Annotated in this window: 15 protein-coding genes; 12 read left to right on the top strand and 3 right to left on the bottom strand. The window is 58.1% G+C overall.

The features are described 5' to 3' along the window. Both WC392_14170 and motD read left to right on the top strand, forming a co-directional pair. Positions 1-373 (top strand): MotA/TolQ/ExbB proton channel family protein (locus WC392_14170; protein ID MFA5243510.1); only part of this gene is annotated, 373 nt, incomplete at its 5' end. A gap of 78 nt (positions 374-451) precedes the next feature. Continuing rightward, complete coding sequence (gene motD / locus WC392_14165) at positions 452-1237, top strand: flagellar motor protein MotD (GenBank protein MFA5243509.1); 786 nt, start codon at positions 452-454, stop codon at positions 1235-1237. Positions 1238-1284: 47 nt separating this feature from the next. Here the strand turns inward: motD and WC392_14160 are convergent, their stop codons facing one another. From WC392_14160 to flgA, 3 genes are all read right to left on the bottom strand, one after another. Further along, positions 1285-1767 carry a flagellar protein FlgN gene (locus WC392_14160; GenBank protein ID MFA5243508.1) on the bottom strand — a complete coding sequence of 161 codons (483 nt, stop codon included), beginning with the start codon at positions 1765-1767 and terminating at the stop codon, positions 1285-1287. 1 nt (position 1768) lies between these two features. Next, positions 1769-2074, bottom strand: a complete 306-nt coding sequence (gene flgM, locus WC392_14155; GenBank protein ID MFA5243507.1) for a flagellar biosynthesis anti-sigma factor FlgM — start codon at positions 2072-2074, stop codon at positions 1769-1771. A 140-nt stretch (positions 2075-2214) separates the two neighbouring features. After that, on the bottom strand, positions 2215-2907 hold the full coding sequence (gene flgA / locus WC392_14150; protein MFA5243506.1) for a flagellar basal body P-ring formation chaperone FlgA: 693 nt from the start codon (positions 2905-2907) through the stop codon (positions 2215-2217). Between the two features lie 69 nt (positions 2908-2976). Here flgA and WC392_14145 point away from each other — a divergent pair, with 69 nt between their 5' ends. The 10 genes from WC392_14145 to flgJ all read left to right on the top strand — a co-directional run bounded on the left by WC392_14145 (position 2977) and on the right by flgJ (position 12326). Continuing rightward, positions 2977-4653, top strand: a complete 1677-nt coding sequence (locus WC392_14145) for a diguanylate cyclase (GenBank protein ID MFA5243505.1) — start codon at positions 2977-2979, stop codon at positions 4651-4653. Between the two features lie 263 nt (positions 4654-4916). Beyond that, positions 4917-5318: a flagellar basal body rod protein FlgB gene (flgB, locus tag WC392_14140; protein ID MFA5243504.1), complete on the top strand. Its 402-nt coding sequence runs from the start codon at positions 4917-4919 to the stop codon at positions 5316-5318. Positions 5319-5320: 2 nt separating this feature from the next. Further along, entirely contained in the window at positions 5321-5731 is a 411-nt protein-coding gene (flgC, locus tag WC392_14135) for a flagellar basal body rod protein FlgC (GenBank protein MFA5243503.1), read from the top strand. Between the two features lie 14 nt (positions 5732-5745). Continuing rightward, a complete protein-coding gene (locus tag WC392_14130) occupies positions 5746-6399 on the top strand; it encodes a flagellar hook assembly protein FlgD (GenBank protein ID MFA5243502.1) in 654 nt (217 codons plus the stop codon). A gap of 11 nt (positions 6400-6410) precedes the next feature. Beyond that, a complete protein-coding gene (flgE, locus tag WC392_14125) occupies positions 6411-7733 on the top strand; it encodes a flagellar hook protein FlgE (GenBank protein ID MFA5243501.1) in 1323 nt (440 codons plus the stop codon). A gap of 37 nt (positions 7734-7770) precedes the next feature. Continuing rightward, complete coding sequence (gene flgF, locus WC392_14120) at positions 7771-8514, top strand: flagellar basal-body rod protein FlgF (protein MFA5243500.1); 744 nt, start codon at positions 7771-7773, stop codon at positions 8512-8514. 13 nt (positions 8515-8527) lie between these two features. Further along, positions 8528-9310, top strand: coding sequence for a flagellar basal-body rod protein FlgG (gene flgG / locus WC392_14115; GenBank protein ID MFA5243499.1), 783 nt, complete (start codon positions 8528-8530; stop codon positions 9308-9310). A gap of 14 nt (positions 9311-9324) precedes the next feature. Beyond that, the gene (locus WC392_14110; GenBank protein MFA5243498.1) at positions 9325-9993 is read left to right on the top strand and encodes a flagellar basal body L-ring protein FlgH; all 669 of its coding nucleotides are present in this window, start codon (positions 9325-9327) and stop codon (positions 9991-9993) included. 42 nt (positions 9994-10035) lie between these two features. Further along, entirely contained in the window at positions 10036-11133 is a 1098-nt protein-coding gene (locus WC392_14105) for a flagellar basal body P-ring protein FlgI (GenBank protein ID MFA5243497.1), read from the top strand. Between the two features lie 230 nt (positions 11134-11363). Next, on the top strand, positions 11364-12326 hold the full coding sequence (gene flgJ, locus WC392_14100; protein ID MFA5243496.1) for a flagellar assembly peptidoglycan hydrolase FlgJ: 963 nt from the start codon (positions 11364-11366) through the stop codon (positions 12324-12326). Positions 12327-12333: the final 7 nt, after the last annotated feature.

Raw genomic sequence — 12333 nt, 5'->3', positions numbered from 1 at the left:
AAATCCGCGAAGCCCTGGAGGTGGAATCAATACCTATGAGGAACACCAGCGCCAGGCCGCGAAGGTATGGGAATCGGCTGGTGGTTACGCGCCCACTATCGGTATTCTGGGCGCGGTGATGGGGCTGATTCACGTGATGGAGAACCTGTCCGACCCCTCCAAGCTGGGCGGAGGGATCGCCGTGGCATTCGTTGCCACCATCTATGGCGTGGGCTCGGCCAACCTGTTGTTTTTACCCATCGCCAACAAGCTGAAGGCCCTGATCGCGCATCAGGTAACGATGCGGGAAATGCTGATCGAGGGCCTGGGTTCGATTGCCAACGGCGAGAACCCGCGCATTATCGAGACCAAGCTTCAGGGATATATTTTGTAGCGGTCAGCAGTCAGCCGTTAGCAGTCAGCTGATGGCTGATGGCTGATGGCTGAAAGCTGATGGCTGAAAGCTGATGACATGGCCAGAAAAAAGAAACCGGAAGAGCACGAAAATCATGAGCGCTGGCTGGTTTCCTACGCCGACTTCATTACCTTGCTGTTTGCCTTTTTTGTCGTGATGTATGCTATTTCCTCTCTCAATGAGGGCAAATATCGTGTCCTCAGCGATTCACTTGTCGATGCTTTCAAGCGCGCACCTACCAGCCAGGATGAAATACGCTTGAAGACGGAATCTCCCGCGCTGTCTCCGGCTGGAAAGCCCAACGTGATTACTCAGAAAATTCCGCAGAGAAGCGATCCGCTTCAGGAAGCCAAGCTAAAGCAGCAGGAACAAAAGATGAAGGGGATCGCCAGCGATATTCTCAAGGTGATGGCGCCGCTGGTGCAGGAAGGCCATGTGCGCGTTACCCAGAGCATTCTCGGCATCTCGGTTGAAATCAATGCCAGCGTGCTTTTTTCGCCTGGGCAGGCATTGCTGCAAAAACCATCCATACAGGTATTGAGTGCGGTGGCGCAGGTGGTGGCCATGGTGCCTAATGCGGTACAGATCGAAGGGCATACGGATAACATTCCCATTTCCACGCCGGGCTATCCTTCCAACTGGGAGCTTTCGACTGCTCGTGCCAGCAGCGTGGTGCGGCTGTTTATCGAGAATGGCGTGGATCCGGCGCGCCTGAGAGCCATTGGTTTCGCTGATCAGCGGCCGGTCGATCCCAATGACACGAATGAAGGCAGGGCGCGTAACCGGCGCGTGACCGTCATGATAGAACCGGACGTTAAAGTGCAGACAACGGTGTTGCAGTAAGGTGTGGTTTTGCGGATTTCAGCCATCAGCTTTCAGCTGACTGCTCCTCAGGCTTTATCGAATCGCCGTCCGCTTGTGGCAGCGCTGATCTGGCCGTCCGGGCCATACAGGCTGGCCGCCGGATTGGCAGCGCTGTGGAGCGCGGAAAGCGCTTGCTGGTTGTGGCGCAGGCGCGTGTCGATGAGGATGCCGTTGCTGCTGTTGAGCTGATCAACTTCCCGGGCCAAATCAAGCAGTTTGCCCCACCGTTCGCGTGTTGAAGCTTGAGCCTTGATGGCGTCAAGATAAGCAGTGATGCCGGAGGCGTTGTTTGTGCCACCGGCTGTGGTTATGAGACCGTGACGCTGGGCACCGAGTCCGGCCAGCTTTTCAATTAATTCGGATTTTTGGCTCGCAAGCCGCAGGAGCTGGTCAGTGTCGCCTTTGATGAGCGCGCCCTGTTCCTGTAGCAGTAATTGATGAAATTCCTGAAAGCCGTCAAGCTCTGCCTTGATCAGTACGGCAAAAGCAGTGTCTGATTTATGGTCCAAATCAGGCCCTGGGGTCCGTCAGCAGTTCTTTGACCGAATTCAGCAGACCGTCAGCAATCTTTTCCGGGTTGATTTTGAAGCGTCCCTCGGAAATCGCCTGTTTGATGGCCTCCACTTTGGCAGTGTCCATCGGCTGGCTTTCGCCGCTCCCGCCCAGGGCCTGGAGCTGGCTGGAAGAGGTCAGCTTGACCTCGGTGGCGCTACCGGCTGTTGCGCTTTCCGGAGTGGTTGCTGGTTTGTCACGCACGACCTTGTGCTCGCCACTCGGGGTGGCAACGGTCTTGCTGGTTGAACTGTCTATTTTCACGATATTTCCTTTGCGCTAATCCTGATTGTTCAGGGCAATCTTGTTATATGTCATAGCGGCATCCTTGAACTAAACTTTAGCTGCAGCCGGGGAAATTTCTGCGCGCCAGTATAGCAAAGACGCATGGCTCTGAAATACATTCAGAACGGGACTTCCACGATGCCGCCTTCGCGCGCTGTACCCTTGATGATCTGCCCCGATCCACTGCGTACCGAAACGATTTGACCCGCCGTGGCGTTGGTCAGGGCCTTGCCTTCGGCGTTGACCTGGAAGCCCTGGCCCCTGGCAAGAATTTTAACACTTTGCCCTTGCAGAATAACGTAGGCAGCCCGCAACATGTCCAGGCGCAACGGATAGCCGGCTGCCACGCCGATGGTGGTGGTTTTTCCCAGCGCCTGTCTGGGGTCGGTAATGACGCCTGAGGCAAACTGGGTGATGTCTTCATTCTTCAGCAGAATGTCAGCTTCCGTGACCGTCTGGCCGGGTCCGAGAGGACGGGCGGCGAATACGACTTCACTGGTGATGCTGACGGTGACTGGGATGTAAACGGTCCAGGGCGAGGGAGCGTTGCAGCGGGCGCCGATGTTGCTGTTACCCCACAAGCGGGTTCCGGTGGGGATGAAGAAATCGATGGCCTGGCAGCTGGAAAGGCGCAGGCGAGGATCAAGCGGTATGGCCGTGACGGACACGGTTCCTGGTTGTGCGGCACTTTGCTGGCGGGCAAACTGGATGGCGCCATTCCTGACGGTATCGAGTTCCTGCCACTGTGTGCCGGCGAGCGCTGGAAATGGCAGAAGCAGAAACAGAAAAAATAGTTGGAAGCGCGTCGGCATGCCTTGATTGTATCTGAAAAAGTGCGGGTGCTATACTTCCCGCGAATACCCCTACGGTCCAAACTGAACATGCCTGCCTTTACTAATCCTACCGATATCGCCCGCGAAACCCTCAAAACTTTGGCGGCACGGCGGATTGCTCCGAACCCGGAAAATTACCAGACTATTTATGATGAAATCGCCGGCATCCAGACGCCGGCACGCCAGGTCAAAGGCGATCAGGCCCTGCCTTCGAAATCCGGAAGCGGGAGCGAGGCCAATTGGGCCGAACTGATTCGCGAGTTGATCCGTCAATGGGATCTCAAGCAGAGCGGGGTGACCGCGTCGCGCAAAAAGGAGGGTCTGGGGCGAGTATTGAGCAATTTTGCCAAAGAGCCTGCGGTGCTGTTCACGAAATTGCAGGCGCTGGTTGGTTCATGGGGGGAAAAACCCGCCACTCAGCCGGGCGTGCAGGTGGAAGGGCTCGAGCCTGACGAGGGCGCGCAGGGCGGTCCGGCCGCCGTAATGCCGGAGCCGGTGGCCCGGGTGGAAATTTCGCTGGCTGATGTTCCGGAAGCATTGCGGGAAATGCTGGCTCAAACGATTCAGACCGGTGTGGCGCCGCGCCTGTCCCATTTTCCTGATTTGCGTGATGAGGCTATCCTGCTTGCCCAGCAGACGCGCGCCGCGCGCGACGCCCTGGCGATTCAGGGGGTGGCGAAAAAACTCAAGCAGTTCTGGATCAAGCTGGAATTGCGCAACGATTCCGATGCGCAGGTGCTGGATGGCCTGGTGCGGTTGTTAAGGTTGCTGGTCGATAATATCAGCGAGCTGCTGCTGGATGATAAATGGCTGACTGGCCAGATTGCCGTCGTTCAGGACATCATTTCCCAGCCTCTGGACAGCCGCGTGCTGTATGACGCCGAGCGCAGTTTCAAGGAAGTGATTTTCAAGCAGGGCAATCTGAAACATAGCCTGATGGAGGCCAGGGCCACCATCAAGAACATGATGTCGACATTCATCGACCGCATGTCCGAAATGTCGGCCAGTACCGGCGAGTACCACAGCAAGATCGAAACATATGCCGCGGCGATCAGCAAGACCGAGGATATCAACCAGCTTAACCAGATCCTGGGCGATCTGATGAAAGACACCCGCGGGATGCAGCTTGACATGATTCGCTCTCGCGACGAACTGGCTCAGGCGCACAAGGAGGTCAAGGAGGCCGAGGAAAAAATCCGCCAGCTCGAAACGGAGCTGGATCAGGTCAGCGAACTGGTGCATGAGGATCACCTCACGGGCACGCTCAACCGGCGCGGCATGGCGGATGCTTTCGCACGCGAGATCTCGCGTGCCGATCGACTGAAGGCGCAGATGTGCGTTTCGCTGCTCGACATCGACCACTTCAAACGCCTGAATGATACCTACGGGCATGATGCCGGAGATGAAGCCCTGGTGCATCTGGTGCAGGTGACCAGGGAAGCGCTGCGGCCAACGGATGTCATCGCCCGTTTTGGCGGTGAGGAGTTCGTGATCATTCTGCCGGATACCGGCATGGATGAGGCGGTCAAGGTCATGACCCGGGTGCAGCGCCATCTCACCAAGAATTTCTTCATGCATGACAACCAGCGTCTGCTCATCACCTTTAGTGCCGGGGTGGCGCTGAGAGGCGAGGGCGAGGGCGCCGAAGCCATGATCTCCCGCGCCGACAAGGCGCTTTATCAGGCCAAGGAAGCGGGACGCAACCGGGTGATCCCGGCGGCCTGAATTGCCGTGGCGGCAATTTTTGCCGCCTTCAAACCCCTCCCGGCCTCCCCTTGGCAAGTCAATGTAGGGTGGGTTAGGCACGGAGTTTGTGCCGTAACCCGCCAAATGTGCCGCCAGGCACCCATTGAAAAATGGTTTGTGTCGCTATGCAACGCCTGGCGGGTTACGCGATAAGACCGCTAACCCGCCCTACAATACCAATCACCTCACTGGCACGATCCGTGCTTCATTGACGCCATCATCAAGTTTTAAGGTTGGCGGCCATGATCGGCAGGATAGACGACGAAATTGGATTCATGAGCAAGGCGCTCAATCTGCATGCCCACCGGCAGCAGTTGCTGGCCGGCAACATCGCCAATGCCGATACGCCCGGATACAAGGCGGTGGACATCGATTTTTCCCGGACACTGAAATCGGCCATCGGATCCAGCCAGCCTGTGAGCATGAATACGACAGCGCCCGGCCATCTGCAACCCAAGGGCGGCAACCCGCTTGGCGCGCAAACCCTTTATCGCCAGTCAGCCCAGCCCAGCATCGACGGCAATACCGTGGATATGGACGTGGAGCGCACCCAGTTCATCGATAACGCCATCCGCTACCAGTTTGCGCTGGATCGCGTCAGCAGCAAATTCAAGACCGTCGAACTTGCCTTGCGAGGTCAATAAACATGTCCCTGTTCAATCTGTTCGATATTTCCGGCTCCGCCATGACGGCGCAGTCGCAGCGCCTCAACGTGGTGGCCAGCAACCTCGCCAATGCCGACAGCGCCACCAGTTCAACCGGGCAGCCCTACCGCGCCAGGCAGGTGGTATTCAGCGCCACCCCGCTGGGCGGCAACAACGGTGCTGCCGCAGGCGTGCGCGTGGCCAGGGTAATTGATGATCCGGCACCGATGAAGCTGATGTACGACCCCAAGAACCCGCTCGCCGATGCCAAGGGCTATGTCACCATGCCTAACGTCAACGCGGTGGAGGAAATGGTAAACATGATTTCAGCCTCACGTTCATACCAGAGCAATGCGGACGTGATGAACACAGCAAAAACGCTATTGCAGAAAACCCTGCAACTAGGCCAATAAGGAGATCGGAAATCATGACTACGGTAAATGAAGTATCGGCTTTGACCACGACCACGGCCACCACCAAAACGGCCGCACAGGAGTCGGAAGACCGTTTCCTCAAGCTGCTGGTGACGCAGATGCAAAATCAGGATCCCCTGAACCCGATGGACAACGCCGAGATTACCTCGCAGATGGCGCAGCTTTCCACGGTGACCGAACTGGGCAAGCTCAATGATGCTGCAAGCGCCATGACGGCTTCTATCCTGGCCGGGCAGTCATTTCAGGCGGCAAGTCTGGTCGGTCATGGTGTCATGGTCCCGGGCGACAAGATGCAGCTTTCCGGTGGCGTGGCCTACGGTGGCGTGGATTTGCCCCAGGCGGTAGACAAGTTGACGGTCAATATCAAGGACGCTTCCGGCGCGGTAATCCATACCGCTGATCTGGGCGCCCAGAGCGCGGCGGGCAGCGTCACGTTCCAGTGGGACGGTTCGACCGATAGCGGCGCCGCAGCGCCGGACGGCGCATACACCTTTGAAGTGCTTGCCGAGCAAGGCGGTAAAGCGGTTGCTGCCACTGCGCTGGCGGTGGGGCAGGTTTCCAGCGTATCCCTGGGGGTGCAGGGCGCGACGCTGAATGTAATCGGGCTGGGCCCGGTTGCCATGTCTGAAGTCAAAGAAATTCTGTAAGGAGAAATATCATGGGTTTTCAAACCGGATTGAGCGGCCTAAACGCATCCTCCAAGAACCTGGATGTGATCGGCAATAACGTGGCCAACTCGAGCACAGTGGGTTTCAAGACTTCGCAAGCCCAGTTCGCGGACGTTTTTGCGGCTTCACTGGCAGGCGCGGGCGCGAGCCAGGTGGGCATCGGCACCAAAGTGGCAACGGTGGCGCAACAGTTCACCCAGGGCAACATCAGCGTCAGCAACAATACCCTGGACGTGGCGATCAACGGCCGCGGGTTTTTCGTCCTGAGCAATAATGGCACCGCCACCTATACCCGCAATGGCCAGTTCCAGCTCGACAAGGATGGCTATATCGTGACCAGCGGCGGGCTGAATGTGACCGGTTTCCAGGCTGTTGGAGGAGTCGTGACCGGAGCGCTGGGGGATTTGCAGTTGAATACTTCGGACATCAACCCGCAGGCAACGACGCTCGCCTCACCTGTGGTGAATCTGGATTCTCGCATGACCCCGCCGACGACCCCGCTGACTCCTTTCCCCGCCACGCTTACAGCAGTAGTGCCTGCTACCGTACCTCCAACGTATGTGCAGCCCACCACTGACATGTACAACTCTTCAACTTCCACCACCATTTACGACAGCCTGGGCAACCCGCATGTGGCGACCTTGTTTTTCACTAAAACTCCTGATACCCCTGCCGTAGTTGGTCCCCCCGCCGTACCTGCTGTGCCTGGCCCCTGGGATGTTCATGGTGTTATCGATGGCGGCTCTTATAATGGCGGCGCAGTACTGACATTCGACCAACTGGTGTTCAGTACGGATGGCCTGTTGACCTCACCCATAGGTCCAGGCACGGCTCAGACCATAGGCTGGACAGCGGCAAGCGTAGACCCGACGCAAACCCTTAATTTGGATTTCACTGGCACAACCCAGTTCGGCAGCCCCTTCGGCGTCAATGCGCTGACCCAGGACGGCTATGCCTCCGGGCGCCTGGCAGGCTTCAATATCGGGAATGACGGCACGGTTCTTGGCCGTTACACCAATGGCCAGGTCAATACCCTGGGCCAGATCGCGCTGGCGAACTTCGCCAACCCGCAGGGCCTGCAACCGCTGGGAGATAACCAGTGGACGGAAAGTCCCGCCTCCGGACAGGCGCTGATCGGCGCGCCCGGCACTTCCAGCCTCGGGGTGCTGCAATCCGGCGCGGTGGAGGAATCCAACGTCGACCTGACGGCCGAGCTGGTCAACATGATCGTGGCGCAGCGTGCCTACCAGGCCAACGCCCAGACCATCAAGACCCAGGATGCCGTGCTGCAGACCCTGGTGAATCTGAGGTAAGGCGTGAGGCGTGAGGGGTGAGGGGTGAGGGGAAAAAATGGATAGGTTGATCTACATCGCCATGACTGGCGCCAAGCATGCGCTGTGGCAGCAGGCTTCCACGGCGCACAATCTGGCCAATGTCACGACCACCGGCTATCGCGCCGAAAGCAATGCTTTTCGCGCTTTGCCGGTTTACGGCGAAGGCGCCAGGACGCGGGCCTTCGTGGTTGATTCGACCACCGGGTCGGACTTCAGCCCGGGGGTCATCCAGAATACCGGCCGTGAGCTCGATGTGGCAGTGCAGGGCAAGGGCTGGATTGCGGTGCAGGCGCCTGACGGTAGCGAGGCCTACACCCGCAACGGCAGTTTTCAGATCAGCCCGAACGGTGTGCTGCAAACCCGCAATGGCTTGAACGTGACGGGTGATGGCGGCCCGATCGCCATTCCTCCCGACAATGATATTACCGTGGCCAATGACGGCACGGTTTCTGCCATTCCGACCGGTCAGACGCTGACCTCCGTGACCGCGCTGGGGCGCATCAAGATGGTCAACCCGCCCGAGGCGGACCTGGTGAAGGGGCAGGATGGCCTGTTCCGGCTCAAGAGCGGACAAGCTGCGCCGGCCGATGTGAATGTCGTGCTGGCGTCGAATTCGCTCGAAAGCAGCAATGTCAACATGGTGGAATCGCTGGTGAACATGATCACCCATTCACGCAATTTCGAATTGCAGACCAAGCTGTTGCAGAAAGCCGAGAGCAATGAAGCCAAGGCCAGCCAACTTTTGAATTTGAATGGTTAATGAGGGTTAGAACATGATTCGCTCACTGTGGATTGCCAAAACGGGCCTTGATGCCCAACAGATGCAGATGGACGTGGTGTCGAACAATCTGGCCAATGTCAGCACCAATGGTTTCAAGCGCAGCCGTGCGGTATTCGAGGATTTGCTTTACCAGACCCTGCGCCAGCCGGGCGCGCAGTCGTCACAGCAAACACAGGTGCCTTCTGGCTTGCAAATCGGTACCGGCGTACGGCCGGTTGCCACCGAGCGCATTCATATGCAGGGCAATTTGCAGAAAACCGAAAATCCACTTGATATCGCAATAAACGGCAAGGGTTTTTTCCAGATTCTGATGCCGGATGGCAGCACTGCCTATTCGCGTGACGGCGCTTTTCAGGTCGACAGCCAGGGGCAGGTCGTGACTGCCAGTGGTTATCCGGTGCAACCGGCGCTGACTATTCCCGCCGATGCCCTGAGCGTGACTATCGGTCGCGACGGTACAGTGTCCGTTCTGCAGGCGGGCAGTGCTGCGCCGACTCAGGTGGGCAGCCTGCAACTGGCCGGTTTTATCAACCCGGCCGGTCTGCAAAGCGAGGGCGAAAATCTTTACAAGGAAACCGCGGCTTCCGGCTCGCCCGCTGCGAATACGCCCGGAACCAATGGACTCGGGGTTCTGAACCAGGCTTATCTGGAGACTTCCAATGTCAACGTGGTGGAGGAAATGGTGAACATGATCCAGACGCAGCGCGCCTATGAAATCAACTCAAAGGCGATTACGGTTTCCGACCAGATGCTGCAGCGCCTGACGCAGATCTGACAAGGAGTTTGATCATGCTTGACGGCTTGAAAAGTATCGTACTGGTTGCGGCCTTGCTGGCAGGTTGCACTACCATGCCGCCGGTTGCCATACATCAGCCGATGACGGCGCGCCCGGCCCCGGCCGCGGAAGCGCCGGGCGGCAACGGATCGATCTATCAGGCGGGCTACACCAACCGTTCCCTGTTCGAGGATAGGCGTGCGCGTAACGTGGGCGATACCCTGATCATCACCATCAACGAGAAAATGTCCGCCAGCAAAAAGTCCAGCTCTTCGGCCGATCGTAATGGAAGCAGCAGCATGGCTGTGCCATTGCTGGGTGGATTGGCTGTGCCAAGCATTCTGGCTTCCCCGATTTCCGGCAGTTCGGACAGCACCTTTGAAGGCAAGGGTGACAGCAGCGCCAACAACGCATTTACCGGCACCATCGCGGTGACCGTGATTGAAGTGATGCCAAACGGCAACCTGCTGGTGAGCGGGGAGAAGCAGATGAACATCAACCAGGGTGGCGAATTCGTCCGCTTCTCCGGGGTGGTTAATCCGATGAATGTCAGCGCCGCCAACAGCGTGTCCTCGACCCAGGTGGCGGATGCGCGCATGGAGTACAAGGGCACCGGATACATCGATGAAGCACAGACCATGGGCTGGCTGGCACGCTTCTTTCTGTCGGTATTGCCATTCTAGAAGATCGGTGAGGGGTGAGGGGTGAGGGGTGAGGAGAAAAACATGAAACACTTTATCGGGGCACTGGCTGGTGTTTGTTTAATGCTTGCTGGGGCTGCTCACGCGGAACGTATCAAGGATATGGCCTCGGTGCAGGGGGTGCGCACCAACCAGCTGGCAGGCTACGGGCTGGTGGTGGGGCTGGATGGTAGCGGCGACCAGACCACGCAGACGCCTTTTACGGTGCAGAGCATCATCAATATGCTGGGGCAGATGGGCGTTAACCTGCCGCCGTCCAGCCTGCAACTGAAAAACGTTGCTGCGGTGATGGTGACGGCCAGTCTGCCTGCCTTTGCCCGGCCCGGCCAGAATATCGACGTGACCGTGTCCTCCCTGGGTAACGCGAAAAGCCTGCGCGGCGGCACGCTGATCATGACGCCGTTGAAAGGAGCGGATGGGCAGGTCTATGCGATTTCTCAGGGCAACGTGCTGGTGGGTGGCGTTGGCGCTTCCGCTGGCGGCAGCAGCGCTCAGGTCAATCATTTGGCGGTCGGTCGTGTTCCGGCTGGCGCTACCGTCGAACGGGCAGTGAATACGCAGTTGGGGCAGGGCGACTATATCAACCTGGAATTGAACACGGGCGATTTCACCACCGCCAACCGGGTAGTTCAAGCCATCAACAGCCGCTTCGGCGCGGGCACGGCAAGTGCCAGCGAGGCGCGGCAGATCCGGGTGGTAGCCCCGCGTGACAACAATCAGCGCGTGGCCTTTTTGTCTCAGGTGGAAAATCTGCCAGTCATGGCCGGCAATGGTGCTGCCAGGGTCATCGTTAATGCGCGCACCGGTTCAGTGGTAATGAATCAGAGTGTGGAAGTTGATAATTGTGCGGTTGCCCACGGCAATCTGGCGGTCACGATCAGTAGCGACACGCAGGTGAGCCAGCCCAATCCCCTGTCACAAGGCGAAACGGTGGTAACGCAAAATGCGCAGATCGATATCAAGGCGCAAAAAGGCGAACTGGTGTCCTTGCCGGTCAGCCCATCACTGAGCGAAGTGGTGAAGGCGCTGAATGCGGTCGGCGCTTCCCCGCAGGACCTGCTGGCCATCCTGCAGGCCATGAAGGCGGCAGGCGCGTTGCGAGCTGAATTGGAAGTTATTTAACCTGAAAACCTCAGTTAACCACGGAGTTCACGGAGAACACGGAGTAAAAACACTTCGACAAACTCGGTGCATCGCAATCGATTGCATATGTTGGGCATTCACCCGTTGGGTGAGGATACAAAAGACCGCAAATGGCTTTCCTCTGTGTTCTCCGTGAACTCCGTGGTTATCGAACTAAGGTTTTCAGGTATAACGCTCCGCGTGGCATGAAAGCTGCTTTGTAGACGCTCATGCTCTCCTCTGCCACCGACATTTCCTCCCGCCTGGCACTCGATGCTCAAAGTGTCGGCCAACTGCGGCTACAGGTGAGAACCGACCCTGTCGCGGGTGCACGTGCTGCGGCGCAGCAGTTCGAAGCGCTGTTCATGAATATGATGCTGAAGAGCATGCGTGAGGCGATTCCCGAAGAAGGTTTGTTTGATAATTCCAATACCCAGCTCTACACCAGCATGCTGGATTCCCAGCTGGCACAGAGCCTGAGCAAGGGCAAGGGTATTGGCCTGGCGGATATGCTGGTGCGCCAGATGCAAATGCAGGGCGTGATACCCAAAGACACCCAGGCAGGCGCCAGCAATGTGGCAAGCGGCAAAATAGAGCGGCAGCTATTGCCGGTTGCGGCGGCAAAACCGGATCGGATGAGCATCTTCCCGCTGGAGCAGGCTTTGTCCGGGCTTGGGGTTCCGCCGGATCTTTTGCCGGAAGCCAGCAGCAAGGCGGGCTTTTCCAGCCCCGCCGGTTTTGTTGATGCGCTCTGGCCGGATGCCGCCGATGCAGCCCAGACCCTGGGTGTCCCGGTGCATTTTCTGTTAGGGCAGGCGGCATTGGAGAGCGGTTGGGGCAAACGGGAAATTCGTGATGCCGAGGGCAACAACAGTCATAACCTGTTCGGCATCAAGGCTGGCAAGGGGTGGAGCGGGGCAGTGGCGGAAGCGCAGACAACCGAATACGTCAACGGCGTGGCGCAGAAGAAAACGGAGCTGTTCCGTGCTTACGATTCCTACACCGAGGCCTTCAAGGATTATGCCGGACTGCTCAAAAGCAGCCCGCGCTATGCGTCTCTGTTCAACCAGACGCTCGATGCATCAGGGTTTGCGCGCGGCCTTCAGCGGGCAGGGTATGCCACCGACCCCCTGTACGCTGACAAGCTGATGCGCGTGATCAATAGCAGCACCCTGCGCCAGGCGCTGGCATAAAGTTTCT

The sequence above is a fragment of the Sulfuricella sp. genome, from assembly GCA_041651995.1.
GTDB lineage: Bacteria > Pseudomonadota > Gammaproteobacteria > Burkholderiales > Sulfuricellaceae > Sulfurimicrobium.
Note: the sequence above shows the minus strand (reverse complement) of the source record. Positions and strands in the feature narration are given on the sequence as shown.

Excerpts from the sequence above, each read along its gene's own strand:
- motD (MFA5243509.1), top strand. The coding sequence starts at position 452 with ATGGCCAGAAAAAAGAAACCGGAAGAGCACGAAAATCATGAGCGCTGG.
- flgJ (MFA5243496.1), top strand. The coding sequence starts at position 11,364 with ATGCTCTCCTCTGCCACCGACATTTCCTCCCGCCTGGCACTCGATGCT.
- flgB (MFA5243504.1), top strand. The coding sequence starts at position 4,917 with ATGATCGGCAGGATAGACGACGAAATTGGATTCATGAGCAAGGCGCTC.
- flgE (MFA5243501.1), top strand. The coding sequence starts at position 6,411 with ATGGGTTTTCAAACCGGATTGAGCGGCCTAAACGCATCCTCCAAGAAC.
- WC392_14110 (MFA5243498.1), top strand. The coding sequence starts at position 9,325 with ATGCTTGACGGCTTGAAAAGTATCGTACTGGTTGCGGCCTTGCTGGCA.
- WC392_14145 (MFA5243505.1), top strand. The coding sequence starts at position 2,977 with ATGCCTGCCTTTACTAATCCTACCGATATCGCCCGCGAAACCCTCAAA.
- flgG (MFA5243499.1), top strand. The coding sequence starts at position 8,528 with ATGATTCGCTCACTGTGGATTGCCAAAACGGGCCTTGATGCCCAACAG.
- flgF (MFA5243500.1), top strand. The coding sequence starts at position 7,771 with ATGGATAGGTTGATCTACATCGCCATGACTGGCGCCAAGCATGCGCTG.
- flgA (MFA5243506.1), bottom strand. The coding sequence starts at position 2,907 with ATGCCGACGCGCTTCCAACTATTTTTTCTGTTTCTGCTTCTGCCATTT.
- WC392_14130 (MFA5243502.1), top strand. The coding sequence starts at position 5,746 with ATGACTACGGTAAATGAAGTATCGGCTTTGACCACGACCACGGCCACC.
- WC392_14105 (MFA5243497.1), top strand. The coding sequence starts at position 10,036 with ATGAAACACTTTATCGGGGCACTGGCTGGTGTTTGTTTAATGCTTGCT.
- flgC (MFA5243503.1), top strand. The coding sequence starts at position 5,321 with ATGTCCCTGTTCAATCTGTTCGATATTTCCGGCTCCGCCATGACGGCG.